Consider the following 15,830-nt stretch of genomic DNA (forward strand, 5'->3'; position numbering starts at 1 on the left):
ATGTAAAACATAGACGAAGTGATAGAGAGGGCGATATATATGGCATTTAAGGTAGCATTCATTGGCGCAGGAAGTATCGGGTTCACACGTGGACTTCTACGAGATTTACTAGCTGTTCCTGAATTTCATAACATCCAAGTGGCTTTTACAGACATTAATCCTCACAATTTAGAAATGGTGACGGAGCTCTGCCAAAGAGATATCCACGAGAATGGCTTAGCGATTCAGATTCAAGCGACGACGGATCGCAGGGAAGCGTTAGAGGGCGCGAAATACGTGCTCTGTACGATACGTGTTGGTGGTCTCGAGGCTTTTGCAACTGATGTGGATATTCCCTTAAAATATGGTGTGGACCAATGCGTGGGCGATACATTATGTGCAGGTGGTATTATGTATGGACAGCGTGGAATCTCCGAAATGCTGCGCATTTGTCAAGATATTCGCGAGGTCGCTGCACCTGATGTCACACTGTTGAATTACGCGAACCCAATGGCTATGTTAACTTGGGCTTGCAACAAGTACGGCGGCGTGCGCACGATTGGCCTCTGTCACGGTGTTCAGCATGGCCATCATCAAATCGCGGATGTTTACGGGTTGGATAAGAAAGATGTGGACATTATTTGCGCAGGAATTAATCATCAAACGTGGTACATCCAAGCTTCCCATAATGGGAAAGATTTGACCGCAGGGCTGCTAGAAGCATTTGAAAATCATGCCGAGTATGCACGAACAGAGAAGGTTCGAATTGATATGCTGCGCCGCTTTGGCTACTATAGCACGGAGTCTAATGGACATTTGAGTGAATATGTACCTTGGTATCGGAAACGGGCCAGTGAAATTCAAGATTGGATCGATATGGGGTCCTGGATTAATGGCGAAACGGGTGGTTACTTGCGTGTGTGCACGGAGGGACGTCGATGGTTTGAGACGGATTTCCCGAACTGGATGAAGGATCCGGCATTTGTATATGCGAGCGAGAAGCGCAGTGAAGAGCATGGCTCTTATATCATTGAGGGTCTGGAAACAGGTCGCGTCTACCGTGGACATTTCAACCTTGTTAATCAAGGTGTGATCTCGAATCTGCCAGCTGACGCTATTATCGAAGCGCCAGGCTATGTCGATCGCAACGGCGTTTCGATGCCGCATGTTGGTGATCTGCCTCTTGGCCCAGCGGCGGTGTGCAATGTCAGCATCTCCGTTCAACGCTTAGCGGTAGAAGCGGCTGTTCACGGGGATGATAAGCTGCTGCGTCAAGCCTTTATGATGGATCCTCTCGTTGGAGCTGTCTGCAATCCGAAGGAAATTTGGCAAATGGTTGATGAAATGTTAGTTGCCCAAGAGGCTTGGCTGCCACAATATGGTGCAGCGATTGCTGAGGCCAAACAGCGGCTTGCAGCTGGGAACCTCATTCCAACACGTGACTATGAAGGGGCTGCCCGTGTGAAAGTGAAAACAGTCGCTGATATGCAGCAGGACCGTGAAGCAGCCAACAAGAACGCAGGGGAAGCTGATAAAGGTAAGGACCGAGCGGCAACTACCGCGTAAGGTTCATTTATTTTCAAGTATGTTCATTTGGGTGCTTTTCAGGTATAATTAGTGGGTAAGTGAAGGGCCGCTTGCGGTCCTTCTTTTTTATTCTCAGGAAGCGTTTGAATGACGAAAGGGGAAAGTCAGATGTCTAATATTGGCGTATGGGAAGCAGCAGAACCAGGAGTTACACGCTGTATTTTGAAAGCTGAGGTAGGTTTAATGATGATGGAGGTTCACTTTGAACCTGGTGCCATTGGTTATCAGCACAGCCATGTGCATGAACAAATGTCGTATTGCTTGAAGGGTAAAATCGAATTTACAATCGATGGCGTCGTTACGGTTATTGAACAAGGCCAAACGGTTTACATACCTAGTGGCGCTAAGCATGGCGTTACAGCATTAGAAGACTCTGCACTTTTAGATGTATTTACACCGATTCGTGAAGATTTGGTGAAGAGATAACCAGTTGCTTATGCAACTGGTTTTCCTTTACCCGAAATGAATGCGATTACATGGGAAGCTGAGGGGCTGATTATGCGAAAAAGAGGCCGAAGAGCTTGGATTTGGTTTTACCGAAGCTTATTTTTACGTGATCGTCCACTGACGGTTAAATTACTCGTGTATTCAGCCATGTTGGTTGTGATTCCGCTGTGTGTGGTTGGATTTATCTCCTATCAGAAATCGTCAGAGGTGCTTCGAGAAGAAGCAAATTTAAGCAATGAACAAATTATTGAACAGGTAAAGCTCCACATAGAATATTACATACGTGATTTCGAAATTGACTCGATTCGTATGCAGAACCATCCGGCGATGCAGCAGTTTCTGAGGATGACAAGTGAGCAAGAAGTGAACGAATCCCGTATCCGCGAACCGTTGATGCAGTTATTTCACGATACCGCGTATTCTCGCTCGGATATTTCTCGTATCATGCTTGTCATGGAGGATAAGGCTGTATTAGATACAAGCTTTAACAAAAACGTAACACCAGCCATCGAATTAATGCAAGAGCCTTGGTTTTCCAACGTTCCTGCCAATAGTGATATTCGACTCATCATCCGTCCGCCTTCGCCTCGTTATGAGCTTGAGTATGTGCCTGTACTCTCAATCGTGAAGAGGCTAGTTAGTCCGAATACGTTGGAGCCTGTTGCAACCTTGATCATGGAAGTGAATTTCAAACGCATTCAAGAAATTGCTGATCGTGTTACGGTTGGTCGTACCGGTTATCTTTCTATCATCGATCCAACAGGTCACTATATGTATTCTCCAGACTACGAGGAGATCGGACAACTGGCTGAGCTTGAACAATTACCGATCATTCTCACACAAGAAAATGGCTCCTACCAAGCGGCGACAGGAGATAAACCGTTCTATACGTGGAGCAAGTCGTCTTATCTGAATTGGCGATTAGTAACGATGATCCCAGAATCCGAATTAACGCATGGCACGCAATTTATTAGGCAAACCATTTGGTGGACGGTTGTCGTGACGCTTCTCATCGCCTATTTAATCGCCATTGGGTTTGCTACAAGTATTGTTCGACCGATCAGATCACTTCAGTATTTCATGAAAAAAGTAAAAGAAGGTGAATTTGGGTCTCGTGTAGATATTGAATCCAAAGATGAAATAGGGCAATTAACGAATGATTTTAATAAAATGGTCGAAAAGCTGCAAATCCTCATGGATGAAATTTACTATTCGGAGCTTCGTGAGAAGGATCTTCAGCTTCGACAGAAAGAAACCGAGCTGAAAGTACTGCAATCACAAGTGAATCCACATTTTTTGATGAATGCGTTAGAGACCGTGAGAGGTATGGCGTTGGAGCGGGATATGACGGATATTTCCGTGTTGGTTGCTTCGCTCGCTCGACTTTTACGCTACAATTTAAATCATGCTGGCGCTACCATTTCAGTTCAACAAGAAATTCATATCTGTGACATGTACTTACGCATCCAACGTTATCGGTTCCAGGATAAACTCACCTATTCGTTTCAAACACCAGCATGGGCGGAGACTCAGTTGATTGCCAAGTTTGCTCTCCAGCCTCTGGTTGAGAATTGTGTCATTCATGGCATGGAGACAAGTGATAAGCCCGTACATATTGATATTTCTACGAAACGTTATGATGATCAGCATTTTGTAATAGAAATAACAGATACTGGAACAGGTATACCCGCAGATAGACTGAGATCTCTACAGCTCGATTTACGCCAAAAGGATATGGTTACTGCGGTGTCACAAATCGGCATAGTGAATGTACATCGACGAATTTCTTATCTATTCGGGGATGAGGCTGGCCTTGAACTGGAAAGCAGTGTAGGAGCTGGAACCACAGTTAGGATTAAGCTGCCGCTGAAGCTACAGGGTAGGGGAGGAGTCAGTGATGTATAAAATCATTCTAGTTGATGATGAGAAATGGGTACGTGTTGTGCTGCGCAAAGCCGTTGAACAAACCAAGCTGCCAGTGGCCATCATGCAGGAATGCGGAAATGGTTTAGAGGCATTAGATGCACTTCATCATCATCAAGCAGATCTGGTTATTTCAGATATCAAAATGCCGATCATGGATGGGATTGGTTTGGCGGAGCAATTGGCGCTCAAGTCAGTGAGCCTGATTTTAGTTAGTGGGTATGATGATTTTCAATATGCTCAGAAAGCGATCCGGTATGGGGTCAAGGATTTTCTGCTGAAGCCTGTGGAAACGGAAGCGATGGATGATTGTTTGCGGAGATGGATTCAAGCACGAGAGATGCAGGAAGAGGTTGCTCGGGGAGAAGCCTTCGACCGTAGATTCGGAAGAACTATCTGCCATAGCTCGCGTGCAGCAATTTGTCGTTGCCAATGTTCATAAAGAGATTTCATTGACCGATGCGGCGACGCTAGTTCATCTTAATCCTAGCTATTTAAGCCAGCTGTTTAAGCAGCAAACCGGAGGTAAGTTCGTTGATTTTGTGATTGAAATGCGGATGGAAGAGGCGAAGAGGCTGCTTATGAAGACTTCTCTCCGTGTTTCAGAAATTTCGGAAAGACTGGGGTATACGGATATTTCTTACTTCAGTACCACGTTTAAGAAGATAACCTCGTTTTCACCCTTAGAATATCGGAAAAGTGGCGGAATGCCAAAAGAAAAAGGACACTTGTGAGGAGAATTTCACCTCTCATGTGTCCTTTTCTGGTTACTTCTTCGCTTTCTCGATCGCTTCTAGCGTTTCTTTATATTCACTGCGATATTTCTCTATAACAGGCTTCACGGCATCCTGCCAAGGCTTCAGGTCTGAAACATCCGTAATCGTAACGCCGGCTGCTTTCACTTTAGCTTCGGAATCCTTCTCGAATTTTTCCCATTCTGCTTTTTGTGTTTTGACGGATTCCTGCGCTGCTTTCTTAATCAGATCTTTATCTTCTGTAGAAAGCTTATCCCACGCTACTTTGGAAATGAGTAAAACCTCTGGTACACGTTGATGCTGGTCGAGAATGAGATTTTTCGCTTGCTGGAAATGATTCGAAGAGAAATAGCTTGGATAATTGTTCTCTGCGGCATCGATAATGCCAGTTTGCAGGGCGTTGAAGACATCACCATATGGCATTGGTGTTGCATTTGCGCCAAGTGCGGCCATAAGATCGATATTTACTTTATTTTGAATGACACGGATTTTTAGTCCTTTAAGATCGGCCAATGTTTTGATCGGCTTCTTGGAGTAGAAGTGACGCGCTCCAGAGCTATAATAAGCAAGCCCCTTCATGCGGGAGGTCTCCAAACTATCCAGCAGCTTCGTACCTTGCTCACTCTCTAAGAATTTCCATTGATGAGCGTCATTGTCGAAAATATAGGGCAAGCTGAACACTTCATATTGTTTGTTGAAGCCGCCAAGTGCTCCTGTGCTGACTCGCGTAAATTCGATGGCTCCGAGTTGAACTTGCTCGATTACCGCTTTCTCTTCTCCTAGCTGAGAAGCTGGGAATACATCGATTTTGATGCGACCATCTGACGCTTGATTGACGAGCTCTGCGAATTTCTTATCGCCAATCGTGGTAGGGTAATCCGCTGGATGTGTTTCAGCTAAACGGAAATTCAATTTAGGTCCATCGCTTTTTTTCGTTGCTGAAGTTGAGCTGGTTGTCGTTGTGCTGCCGCAAGCTGTGAGTAATAGACTTGTACCAATGACAGTGCTGAGGATGGATAAATATTTTCTTTTTATATTCATTTCGGTTATCACCCTTTATCGAAAAGTTTGGTAGATCTTTTTAAGCTATTTCAGAAGATTAGGCAGCCACATGACGAGGCCTGGTATATAGGTCAGAATCATTAGCACGACACACATGACGTAGAAGAATGGCATCATAGCCTTCGTGCCTTCAGAAATCGAAATGTTGCCTATCGCCGATCCAACAAACAGGACGGTGCCGACAGGCGGAGTTAGAAGTCCAATGCCTAAGTTTAACATCATAATGATGCCGAAGTGAACAGGATCCATGCCAAGGGCAGTCACGACTGGGAGCAAAATAGGTGTCATAATGAGAATGAGCGGTGCCATATCCATCGGAGCGCCTAGTACTAATAGAAGTACATTTATAATTAATAAGATAATGATAGGATTTTCTGTCACGCCAAGCATCCAATCCGTTAACATGCCAGGAACCTTGAGGAATGCAAGCACATAGCTAAAGGTAGCCGAGGCTGCAATTAAGAATAGGACCATGGATACCGTTCGAAAGGTTCGTTTAAGGATGATCCACATACGGCTAATTGGAATATCCCGATAGACGAGAAACGTTAAGATGAAAGCATATAAACAAGCTAGCGCACCGCTTTCCGTTGCTGTAAACCATCCCGTGAAAATGCCGCCTAAAATGATGACCGCAGTCAGAAGCGACAGAAGACCGTCGCGGACGATTTTTGGAATATCACGTAAAGGTACCGTTTCACTCTTGGTATAACCGCGTTTGATCGCGATGATATAGCTAGTAACCATAAGGGATACACAGAGAATCAAACCAGGGACTATTCCTGCGAGGAATAAAGAGGCAATGGAGATGCCGCCGCCTGCTGCAAGGGAATAAAGGACAAGGTTGTGACTCGGTGGAACAACGACACCTTGGATAGCTGCCGAAACGGTAACGCCTACGGCATAGTCCGTATCATACCCTTTCTTTTTCATCATCGGGATCATGACGGAGCCTATAGACGAGACATCGGCGATCGCGGAGCCTGAGATGTTGCCAAAAAACATACATGCAACACAGTTGACCATGGCAAGGCCTCCACGTATGCCCCCAACGAGAACCTGCGCGAGATTAATTAGGCGAAGCGCCATTTGTCCTTCACTCATAATCTGGCCGGCAAGAATGAAGAAGGGGATCGTTAACAAGGAGTAGGAGTTCATACCTTGAATCATGGTTTGGCCGACAGTTGCAAGTGGAACCTTCAAGTAAACAAGGGTAAGCAGTGATGAGCCTGCCAACGCTAAGGAGATCGGAAATCGCAGGACGATCAGACCAACGAAGGTGACGCATAAGATGAGAATGGCAATGGTCGAGTCCATTAGTGGGTACCTCCTTCCTGCATGTTGACATGCCGTTTCGTTTCAATTCCAAAGAGCTGCAAAAGTGCATAAGCGCAAGTCATGACGCCGGTGATTGGCATAATGACATACAACGTGCTGTTGGGCAGACCCGTTGCTGGCAGTTCGGATTCATGCATCATGACTGTGAAATCCCAACCGTATAGCAGGAGATAGATACCAAATGCGAGAATAGTGAGTTCGATAATCTTATCAAGCGCTTTGTTGACTGGGGCTGGAAGTTTATGGGTGAAGGAATCAATCCCAAGATGAAGCTTTTCTCGAAAACCAATCGCAATTCCCATGAATGAGAACCAAATGAGCAGCAGCATGGTGACTTCTTCGGACCAGAAGAAAACGAAATTGAATAACTTGCGTGTCATGACCTGAGCTGTGACGATGATGATCATACTTAGTAATCCGATAAGAGACGCCGACTCGATGAATGTATCGATACCAAGTGCTATTTTTCGTAATAATCGCATAGTGAAACGGACCTCCTTTCTCTATTTGTAAGTGCTTCCATTTGCGATGTCTTAAGTATAGCGACCCATTTGTTTGGCAGGTACGCCATAGTTTTTAGTTTTTTTTGTAGTTTTTTTAGAATTGTTAATTTGGGAGAGTGTGAGCGAAATGACACAAATGGCATCCAAGCAGCCCCTCAAAACCGCTTGTGTAACAGGAACGGATCGGGGAATAGGTCTAGCTCTAACGCAATTCTTATTGCGGGAGGGGGTTACTGTTTTTGCAGGAGGCATTCAGAAGAACAATGTTGATCTGACTCGGCTTGGCGAGGAGTATCCTGGTCAGTTATATGCTTTCCACTTGGACGTCGGCTCGGACGAAAGTGTTCAGGAAGGTGCTGCGTTCATCCGAAGCAAGACAAATAAGCTGGATCTGTTAATCAACAACGCGGCAATCCTTGGCGACACGATGAAAACGGTTGAAGATGAGCTTGATTTTGATGAGATTCAGCGTGTTTATAATGTATCTGCACTTGGTGCCATTCGGATGTCGAATAAGCTAATCGAACCAATCATGCAAGGCGGGAAACTGATTGTCATGATCACATCAGAAGCTGGAAGCATTGCGAATAGCCACCGCGAAGCATGGTTCGGTTATTGTATGGCCAAGGCCGCACTGAACATGGGCTCCACCATCATTCATAACAAAATTCGAGCCCTAGGTGGGCGGGTTCTCCTCATTCATCCGGGGTGGGTTAAAACGTACATGAGCGGAACATGGAATGACGCTGGCACCTATACAGCGGAGGAATCGGCAGCTCACATCCTGAGTAAGATTGATATGTATAAGGATGAACTCGAAGACATGCCCATTTATTTGGAGGCAGACACTGGTAAACGATTGCCTTGGTAAGAAGTGACGAGGAGGACATGAATCTGATGAATGAGAAAACGAGGGTACGATTGATTGGTGATATGACGGATGCGCCTTGGCATCCACTAGAGCCTGTGAGAAAGGAATTGGAGTTAATTCTTCAGGCGGAATTTCAACTTGAAGCAACCCAGGATTATCAAGCATTTGTAACGTTGGAGCAGGATAGATTCTCACTTTGCTTGTCCTATACGGACTGCTGGAACCGAGATCTATCGGCAGCGCAAACCGCGGGTTTGATAAGGTTCGTTTCGGGTGGCGGAAGTCTGTTAATCATCCACAATGGTATTTCTATTCAGCGTAGTTATGAGCTTAGACAGATGATGGGGGCTAAGTTTGCAAGTCACCCACCCTATCAATTGCTTCACTATGTTCGGACGATAGAGAAACATCCACTATTGGAGGGGGTTGACAACTTTCAACTGGATGAGGAGCCTTATATGTTTGATTTTGATCCGGTTACACCAAGAAATGTGTTTCTATCCTATGAGTATGAAGGGGTGCAGTACCCAGCTGCATGGGAACATCGTTATGGTCTGGGAAGGGTTGTTTATTTACAGCCTGGCCATCATGCTCCGTCTTTTCAATCTGAGGCTTATAGAAGACTTGTCTTGAATAGTGTGCGTTGGCTGACGAAGGTAACGACTGAAGATTAACATTGACTGCCATTAGGTGGCAAAGTAAAGTGAAGTTAGGAATCTAACATTTGGTAAAAGGAAGGGTAGAACCTGATGCAAAATAGTGGGAAATTTGCTTGGACATGGACGATTCGTGAGGAAGTTCTAGAAGAGTATGTTGAGATGCATTTAGCTCCATGGCCAGAAATTATGGAAGAACATAGTAAAGCTGGCATACGGGATTACTCCATTTTTCAAAATGGTGCGCAATTCTTCTATGTATTCTTGTGTGATGATTTAGAAGCTGCTTTTACTTATCTTGCTGAGAGCGACGCATGTAATCGGTGGAATGCCATTACGTCCAAAATGGTCGTAGGTTCATTCGATTTCCGTGAAGCGGTGCCGATTACTCCGATGCGCGAAGTATTTTATCTCAAATAAAAATAGATTTAAAGGATCACTAGAGTTATTTCTAGTATCCTTTTTTTATTTCTTCGACAATTTACCAGAGCTGGCAGACCGTGGTTCCAAGGGAATAGAAACTCACTTGAAGTACTAGTTAGATTGGGATAGTATGAGTTGCAGAGTATTTTTGAAAGGAACGTGAGAGATGAATAACCTAAACCTAACTCTATTAATGAAAGCATCGCGATTTCGGGTTATTCCAGTCATGATCATTCCCGTCCTATTAGGTGGATTGGGAGCCATTGTGTGGAACGATACATTTCATCCAATGCTATTTGTGCTGACCTTCATTGGATCTATTGCAGCGCATCTATTCTCAAATATGATTAATGATTTATGGGATTTTCGAAATGGAATCGATACGGCAGCCAAGGAAACGGCCTCTACGATTTCAACGAACTCAGGATTTCTAGCAAATGGCATCATAGCAGAAAGAACATTTAGTTTTCTAACGTGGTCACTCTTTGCTGTTGCCCTTATTTGTGGACTTATACTAAGTATTAGCAGTGGCTGGCTTGTTCTTTTATTCGGAGGCGTAGGTGCCTTAATTGCGTATTTCTATGTGGCGCCGCCTATTAAATTTGGTTACCGCGGCAAAGGCTATAGCGAGATTGCTATTTTGCTGTCTTTTGGTGTTTTACCTACGCTAGGCAGTTATTATGTGCAAACGATGCAGGTTGATTATCGACCGATTTTACTATCTTTACCCATTGGTTTATTGACGACATTGATTCTATTTAATCATCATTTCCTTCATTGGCAAGCGGATCAAAGCGCTGGTAAGCGAACGCTAGTTGTCGTTTGGGGCGAAAAGCGTGCGCTGGTGTTCTCCAAATTCCTATTCGTACTGTCTTACGTAGCATTGATTGCGTGTGTAATCATAGGCGTGTTCCCTTATTATGCCCTACTTGCATTACTAACAGCCGTTCCATTTTATCGGGTCTATCGTAATTTGAAGTCAGAGAATCCTTCACCGGCCTATCTGCCATTAATGGGTGCTTCGCTCAAAGCTACAATAAGAGGCGGCTTGATTATGATGCTAGCTTTAGTCGTACAAGCTATCATTCAATCTTAAAATTTACAGACGAAGAGAGGTCATATACATGAGCAAGCAATTTACAATTGGTGATTTTCACACGATCCTTTCGGAAGGCGAAGTTTGGAAAATAGGCGGTTTCCCGATGCCAGATGGCTCTTTCTGGGAATTCAGAGAACCGAATGCGACGATTATTGTTCGAAACGGCATTCTATATGCGCGTGCGCCGCTAAGCCGCAAAAATGATTATGTACAATTTCTAGATAACGCAAAGCATATGTATTATTCAGCTAAGGATGTTGAAGTGCCTGAAGAAGGAGAAATTTCGTTCGAGCTACAAATCCGTGCACGCACCCAAAATACAGAACCTAACGATTTATATGATGGATTCGTTTCGTTGAATTTGCTTGACTTTACAACAGGCGCAGCTCTTGATTTCTTCGCTGGCAATGATAAATATGCGAGTGTTTACGCGGTGCTCCCTTTCCCAGGAGTGCAGGTGCCTGAGACAGATAAGACGCGCTTCTTCTGCATTTTCAAAGAGGAAACGAATTTCCAGCCGCGCGAATTTAACACGTACAAAATTACGTACCACCGTGGGAATGATGAAGTTATTTTCTATGTGAACGGTGAGGAAGTACGCCGTGAAAAAAATGTGCCGATCAAATTCAATCGCTTCACAGTTGCATTAGGCATGATGACGGAGAAAGATTTGACGCCACAAGGAAGTGTCTCCTTACATGGTCAAACGATTATTGGCGAATGGTCGCCTGTAACCGTTACGGTAACCGAATAAAACGTAAAAACCGAAAGAGCTCGGACTTCATTCAGTGAAGTCGGGCTCTTTTTTGCACGCTCCTGCCCATGGGTGAATACACTGGAGTACTCAGCGATTAGGCTTCTTAGGAGGTACAGGTATGCGCAAATATACAGTCAAACAGGATCCTCGCGATTTCCGTGATTTCTCATACAGGAGTGTCAATTATATTCGGGAATCCCAATTGCCGGGCCAAACCGATTTGCGCAGCAAGCTCTCTCCCGTTGTAAACCAAGGTTCGTTAGGTTCCTGCACTTCGAATGCGATTGTAAGTGGACTGCGAGAGTTCTGGCTGCGAACCGAAGAACAGAACCAGACCCGATTATCACGTCTTTTTCATTATTGGCACGAACGGGAACTAGAGAATACAGTTAATCAAGATGCAGGAGCTACGATCCGTGATGGGTTGAAAGTATTGCAGAAAACGGGTGTATGTCCAGAGGAAGTATGGCCCTATGAGATTGCGAATTTTCGCAATACGCCGAATCATGAAGCCGAAGCTATTGCTAGATATTATCGGATTGATGGGTATCATCGGATTCATGATCTTGCGGGCATAAAGGCGGCACTTGCCGATGGATCACCTGTTGTATTTGGCATTTGGATCTATGACTCATTTGAGAGTAAGTTGGCTTCAAAAACAGGAAAAATTCCTTATCCGAATCAGAAAAAGGAAAAGCTGCTTGGCGGTCATGCCTTGCTTGCAGTTGGTTACAAGGATAGTAAAGTAAAGGGGAAGGGTGTCATCATTGCCCGTAACTCATGGGGAACTGCATGGGGTGACGCAGGATATTGCTATATACCTTATTCCTTATTCAAAAATAGATCGCTGACCTTTGATTACTGGACTGGCAAATAAATCGAATATTTGAAGGAGGCATATAGCGATGTTAAGTGTGGAAGATGCGAACAAGATTATTGCTTTTTTATCCGCTGCCTATTTCGCTACCTCGGATGCTGAAGCGAGGAAGGAATTTAATCGCTTAGCTAATGAAGTGAGGAAGGCTTCAGGACAGCCATTACAGTGATGAATTGAACACATCCATAGGAATTTCAACGAAACGAGGGGCGGCTCCCATGCCAAAGGAAAAGCTTATATTACTTATTCTCATCCTTTATGTTTTGCTAATCTTGTTTCTTAGTTTGTTTCTATAAAAAAAGTGAAAAACAGCCGTTGCGATCAGTCGCAGCGGCTGTTTAGTATTTAGAATCCTTTGTATTGCGGCTCTTCATTTTCTAATTGCTGGACCCGTGAGGAGACTTGGTCAACGATTTGCTGAGTAGATTGGGCAGCTGTCTCATATAATTGCTTGGCCTCTTGATTCTGTGTGCTAAGGGCAAAGGTTTCAAGACTGGCCTGGGCACTCTTTAATGATGCTAGGGTGGTTTTAACTTGTGCTGCTACTGTCAATTCGTAAACACTCCTCTATTGTGATAATGGATGAGAACAAAGGTGATCCATATGCACTCTCCTGTTTGCGGTTGTTAATATGCCCGCAATGTAAGCAGCTCATGTTACCAAATACGTCCAATTTAGAGCAATAATAGTTAGTGCCCAAATGGCACATAATGTAGATATTGAAAGTTGGAGAAGGAGGGGGAATGATGTGCCAGACTGGATACTTATTGCTATTAGAGCACTAGGTACCTTAATGTTTCTCTTTGTATTAACGCGGATTCTAGGTAAAAAGCAAATATCTCAGCTCACTTTTTTTGAATATGTGATCGGAATTACGCTTGGGGATCTTGCTGGGAATATATCGACCGATGTTGAAGCGAATTACGTTCACGGTGTTATTGCGATTTTGGTGTGGGTTCTTGTGCCGTTAGTGTTGGAAATTCTGACGTTGAAGAGCAAGACGCTTCGCGCCTGGTTTGAAGGTAACGGCAGAGTTCTCATTCAGGATGGCAAGATCCTTGAGGGGAATTTGAGAAAAGAACGCTATACAGGCGATGAATTGCTGGAACAGTTGCGTACCAAAGGTGTTTTTCGGGTGGCAGATGTGGAATTCGCGATGCTGGAGTCAAGTGGTGACTTGAGTATACTGCTGAAGAGTGCGAACCAACCATTAACACCTAAACATATAGGGATGAAGCTGCCCGTGGAGAAGCCAACGCAAGCTGTCATAATGGATGGTGTGATTCAGAATGAGCCATTGGCTGCTGCTGGTAAGAGTAGAGGATGGCTGCAAACGGAGCTTGAAAAGATGGGTATTGCTAAGGAAAATGTCTTTCTTGGTCAGGTAGACACGCATGGAGAATTAATGCTTGACCTCTTTGATGACAAAATAAAAGTGCCTGCACCTTCCGAGCGTCCTGCGGTACTCGCGAGCTTAAAGAAATGTGAAGCAGACCTTGAGTTGTTCTCACTCACGACACAAAATACGGAAGCCAAACAAATGTATGAAGCATGTTCCATTCAATTAACCCAAATTATTCAGCAGCTACATACGATTCTCAGAGCTTAGGTTTTGAGGGAATAGGAGTAAGTCATGCCTAACAACAAGAAGAAAAATTTAACGATGACGCAGCAGGAGTACCAAAAGTTAGCCAAGCAGCAAGAGCCCAAGAGACCTGTTCTCAAAAATTGCAGCAGAGCCTTTCTGGTGGGTGGGACAATCTGTCTGATCGGCGAATGCTTTATGCACATGTTCATTAATTGGTTTGGATTTACGGAGAAAACAGCGGGCAATCCTACCGTAGCTGTGATGATTATCATCTCAGTTATTTTAACCAGTTTCGGTATTTACGACAAAATCGCACAATTTGCAGGCGGAGGAAGCTCCGTCCCTGTTACTGGCTTTGCGAATTCACTTTGTTCGGCGGCGATTGAACATCGTGCTGAAGGTCTTGTGCTAGGCGTTGGCGGTAATATGTTTAAATTAGCAGGTTCAGTTATCGTTTTCGGTACTGTTGCAGCCTTCTTTGTAGGGATTGCACATCTTATCTTCATGGGGGGCTGACGATATGCTGAAGGGACACCAAAGCTGGCTTTTTGAAAATCGGCCCGTGATTCTCTCGACTGGTACTGTTGTTGGCCCTGATGAAGGAAAAGGGCCTATTAGTGAAGACTTTGATATCGTTCATGGTGATTTGACACTTGGTCAAAAAACGTGGGAAAAAGCGGAGAAAGCGCTGCTGGAGGAAGCTGCGCATCACGCGCTGGCGAAAGCCGGTCTAACCGACGGCCAGATCCAGTTCTATGTTGGAGGTGATCTGATGAATCAGATCATCTCCAACACTTTCGCTGCCCGCACGCTTAATATACCTTACCTTGGTATATTCGGTGCTTGCTCTACCTCAATGGAAGGACTCGCGCTAGCCGCTCAACTGGTCGATTCTGGCGCTGCCAACTATGTCATGGCCGGCACCTGCAGCCATAACTGCACGGCGGAGAAGCAGTTCCGTTATCCAACGGAATATGGCTCTCAGAAGCCGCCAACGGCGCAGTACACGGTAACTGGCGCAGGAGTCGCCGTGCTCGGGAAAACCGGTGAAGGCCCTGTCGTCACGGCCGCCACAATCGGTCGGATCGTGGATATGGGGATCACGGATCCGTTTAATATGGGCGCGGCGATGGCTCCGGCCGCCGTGGATACAATCCAAACGCATTGCCGCGAATTGAATCGCGACCCTTCCTATTACGATCTCATCGTGACAGGGGACCTTGCCGCGGTGGGGATAAGCATCGCTCGTGAGCTCTTTCATAAGCACCAGTTCCCGATCGAGCAAACAACTTATAACGATTGCGGATTAATGATCTTTGATCGTGAGACGCAAACGGTTCAATCGGGAGGGAGCGGTTGTGGTTGCTCGGCTACGGTTACCTATGGGCACTTGCTGAAGCGTATGGCCAAAGGGGAATTGAAGAGAATCCTCGTTGTAGCGACAGGAGCCTTGCTTTCACCACTTTCATTCCAACAGGGCGAAAGTATTCCTTGTATCGCACATGCTGTTTCCATAGAGTCTGGAGGGTTGTACGTATGAGCTTTTTTTGGGCTTTTGTTGTTGGAGGGGCGATCTGTGTCCTTGGGCAGCTCATGATGGACGTTGGCAAATTAACGCCAGCTCATACGATGAGCACGCTAGTTGTACTTGGTGCCATAGCCGATGGCTGCAATCTATATGAACCACTTATTGCCTTTGCTGGCGCAGGCGCAACTGTGCCCATCACGAGCTTCGGAAATGCCCTTGTTCACGGGGCATTGGAGGAGCTCCATAAGGATGGTTACATAGGCATCATAACAGGTATTTTTAAAGTGACCAGTGCGGGTGTATCGGCTGCGATTATTTTCTCGTTTCTGGCTGCTTTGTTTGTGAAACCCAAAGGGTGAAGCTAGGTTGAGAACGCTTGGAATAATGTGTGTAAAAGACGCCATATTGGCGTCTTTTTTTGTTGACTGCACTCGTCC

The 15,830-nt window shown here is 45.1% G+C and carries 20 protein-coding genes; 16 read left to right on the forward strand and 4 right to left on the reverse strand.

Annotated features, from left to right (window positions below; translation table 11 throughout):
- The first annotated feature begins 39 nt into the window (after positions 1–39).
- The 5 genes from AC58QC_RS08430 to AC58QC_RS08450 all read left to right on the forward strand — a co-directional run bounded on the left by AC58QC_RS08430 (position 40) and on the right by AC58QC_RS08450 (position 4,670).
- Positions 40–1,545, forward strand: a complete 1,506-nt coding sequence (locus AC58QC_RS08430) for an alpha-glucosidase/alpha-galactosidase (RefSeq protein ID WP_497414755.1) — start codon at positions 40–42, stop codon at positions 1,543–1,545.
- Between the two features lie 129 nt (positions 1,546–1,674).
- The gene (locus tag AC58QC_RS08435) at positions 1,675–1,992 is read left to right on the forward strand and encodes a cupin domain-containing protein (RefSeq protein WP_056609861.1); all 318 of its coding nucleotides are present in this window, start codon (positions 1,675–1,677) and stop codon (positions 1,990–1,992) included.
- 72 nt (positions 1,993–2,064) lie between these two features.
- Complete coding sequence (locus AC58QC_RS08440) at positions 2,065–3,918, forward strand: sensor histidine kinase (protein ID WP_497414756.1); 1,854 nt, start codon at positions 2,065–2,067, stop codon at positions 3,916–3,918.
- Positions 3,911–4,378, forward strand: a complete 468-nt coding sequence (locus tag AC58QC_RS08445; protein WP_497414757.1) for a response regulator — start codon at positions 3,911–3,913, stop codon at positions 4,376–4,378. The genes AC58QC_RS08440 and AC58QC_RS08445 overlap by 8 nt, the downstream gene beginning before the upstream one ends.
- Before the next feature lie 10 nt (positions 4,379–4,388).
- Positions 4,389–4,670, forward strand: a complete 282-nt coding sequence (locus tag AC58QC_RS08450; protein WP_497414758.1) for a helix-turn-helix domain-containing protein — start codon at positions 4,389–4,391, stop codon at positions 4,668–4,670.
- A 33-nt stretch (positions 4,671–4,703) separates the two neighbouring features.
- Here the strand turns inward: AC58QC_RS08450 and AC58QC_RS08455 are convergent, their stop codons facing one another.
- The 3 genes from AC58QC_RS08455 to AC58QC_RS08465 are packed head-to-tail and all read right to left on the reverse strand — an operon-like array spanning position 4,704 to position 7,573.
- The gene (locus AC58QC_RS08455; protein ID WP_497414759.1) at positions 4,704–5,732 is read right to left on the reverse strand and encodes a TRAP transporter substrate-binding protein; all 1,029 of its coding nucleotides are present in this window, start codon (positions 5,730–5,732) and stop codon (positions 4,704–4,706) included.
- 45 nt (positions 5,733–5,777) lie between these two features.
- Positions 5,778–7,070: a TRAP transporter large permease gene (locus AC58QC_RS08460; protein ID WP_497414760.1), complete on the reverse strand. Its 1,293-nt coding sequence runs from the start codon at positions 7,068–7,070 to the stop codon at positions 5,778–5,780.
- Positions 7,070–7,573, reverse strand: coding sequence for a TRAP transporter small permease (locus AC58QC_RS08465; RefSeq protein WP_497414761.1), 504 nt, complete (start codon positions 7,571–7,573; stop codon positions 7,070–7,072). Before AC58QC_RS08465 ends, AC58QC_RS08460 begins: the two co-directional genes overlap by 1 nt.
- 148 nt (positions 7,574–7,721) lie before the next feature.
- Here AC58QC_RS08465 and AC58QC_RS08470 point away from each other — a divergent pair, with 148 nt between their 5' ends.
- The 7 genes from AC58QC_RS08470 (at position 7,722) to AC58QC_RS08500 (ending at position 12,446) form a co-directional block, all read left to right on the forward strand.
- On the forward strand, positions 7,722–8,465 hold the full coding sequence (locus AC58QC_RS08470; RefSeq protein WP_497414762.1) for an SDR family NAD(P)-dependent oxidoreductase: 744 nt from the start codon (positions 7,722–7,724) through the stop codon (positions 8,463–8,465).
- A 26-nt stretch (positions 8,466–8,491) separates the two neighbouring features.
- Positions 8,492–9,139 (forward strand): ThuA domain-containing protein, encoded by a 648-nt coding sequence (locus tag AC58QC_RS08475; protein WP_497414763.1) that lies wholly within the window; start codon positions 8,492–8,494, stop codon positions 9,137–9,139.
- Between the two features lie 75 nt (positions 9,140–9,214).
- Positions 9,215–9,541, forward strand: coding sequence for an L-rhamnose mutarotase (locus tag AC58QC_RS08480; protein ID WP_497414764.1), 327 nt, complete (start codon positions 9,215–9,217; stop codon positions 9,539–9,541).
- A 169-nt stretch (positions 9,542–9,710) separates the two neighbouring features.
- Positions 9,711–10,640 carry a prenyltransferase gene (locus AC58QC_RS08485; RefSeq protein WP_497414765.1) on the forward strand — a complete coding sequence of 310 codons (930 nt, stop codon included), beginning with the start codon at positions 9,711–9,713 and terminating at the stop codon, positions 10,638–10,640.
- A gap of 28 nt (positions 10,641–10,668) precedes the next feature.
- Positions 10,669–11,397: a DUF6081 family protein gene (locus tag AC58QC_RS08490; protein ID WP_497414766.1), complete on the forward strand. Its 729-nt coding sequence runs from the start codon at positions 10,669–10,671 to the stop codon at positions 11,395–11,397.
- A 121-nt stretch (positions 11,398–11,518) separates the two neighbouring features.
- Positions 11,519–12,277 carry a C1 family peptidase gene (locus AC58QC_RS08495; RefSeq protein ID WP_497414767.1) on the forward strand — a complete coding sequence of 253 codons (759 nt, stop codon included), beginning with the start codon at positions 11,519–11,521 and terminating at the stop codon, positions 12,275–12,277.
- Between the two features lie 28 nt (positions 12,278–12,305).
- On the forward strand, positions 12,306–12,446 hold the full coding sequence (locus AC58QC_RS08500; RefSeq protein WP_497241912.1) for an N-acetylmuramoyl-L-alanine amidase: 141 nt from the start codon (positions 12,306–12,308) through the stop codon (positions 12,444–12,446).
- A 176-nt stretch (positions 12,447–12,622) separates the two neighbouring features.
- Here the strand turns inward: AC58QC_RS08500 and AC58QC_RS08505 are convergent, their stop codons facing one another.
- Positions 12,623–12,829: a DUF1657 domain-containing protein gene (locus AC58QC_RS08505; RefSeq protein WP_310226800.1), complete on the reverse strand. Its 207-nt coding sequence runs from the start codon at positions 12,827–12,829 to the stop codon at positions 12,623–12,625.
- Positions 12,830–12,977: 148 nt separating this feature from the next.
- Between AC58QC_RS08505 and AC58QC_RS08510 the strand changes: the two genes are divergently transcribed.
- The 4 genes from AC58QC_RS08510 to spoVAE are packed head-to-tail and all read left to right on the forward strand — an operon-like array spanning position 12,978 to position 15,752.
- The gene (locus AC58QC_RS08510) at positions 12,978–13,886 is read left to right on the forward strand and encodes a DUF421 domain-containing protein (protein WP_497414768.1); all 909 of its coding nucleotides are present in this window, start codon (positions 12,978–12,980) and stop codon (positions 13,884–13,886) included.
- Positions 13,887–13,910: 24 nt separating this feature from the next.
- Positions 13,911–14,381 (forward strand): stage V sporulation protein AC, encoded by a 471-nt coding sequence (spoVAC, locus tag AC58QC_RS08515; RefSeq protein WP_497414769.1) that lies wholly within the window; start codon positions 13,911–13,913, stop codon positions 14,379–14,381.
- A 4-nt stretch (positions 14,382–14,385) separates the two neighbouring features.
- Positions 14,386–15,405: a stage V sporulation protein AD gene (gene spoVAD, locus AC58QC_RS08520; RefSeq protein WP_497414770.1), complete on the forward strand. Its 1,020-nt coding sequence runs from the start codon at positions 14,386–14,388 to the stop codon at positions 15,403–15,405.
- A complete protein-coding gene (spoVAE, locus tag AC58QC_RS08525; protein ID WP_497414771.1) occupies positions 15,402–15,752 on the forward strand; it encodes a stage V sporulation protein AE in 351 nt (116 codons plus the stop codon). The genes spoVAD and spoVAE overlap by 4 nt, the downstream gene beginning before the upstream one ends.
- Positions 15,753–15,830: the final 78 nt, after the last annotated feature.

It is taken from the genome of Paenibacillus sp. J22P51 (assembly GCF_059692215.1).